We start from the raw sequence: 288 nt of genomic DNA on the forward strand, positions 1-288 counted from the left end.
GCCCACCGCACCAGACCTGGACGCCACCATGAATACGCAACTGTTGAGTTACTACGAAGCCATTGAGCAAGCCAGCGCCGACATGCTCGCCGCTGCAAGAAACGGGAACTGGGATGAAGTCGTCAAACTCGAAGGGGCTTGCGTGCTTTTGATCTCCCAGCTCAAGCACGTGGCCCAACAGCAACAGCTGGCGCCTGACGAAAGCAAACTCAAGAGCCGCATCATGCAGCGCATCTTGGTCAACGATGCAGAAATTCGTCACTTGGCCGAACCGTGGTTGGAGGATTT

Annotated in this window: 1 protein-coding gene; it reads left to right on the top strand. The window is 55.9% G+C overall.

What is annotated here, in order from left to right; all coding sequences use genetic code 11:
• Positions 1-28 precede the first annotated feature (28 nt).
• A partial coding sequence (locus ACG04Q_RS25625) for a flagellar protein FliT (protein ID WP_394514712.1) occupies positions 29-288 on the top strand: 260 nt, incomplete at its 3' end.

Source organism: Pelomonas lactea (assembly GCF_043555885.1).
In the GTDB taxonomy this organism is placed as follows: Bacteria; Pseudomonadota; Gammaproteobacteria; order Burkholderiales; family Burkholderiaceae_C; genus Pelomonas; species Pelomonas lactea.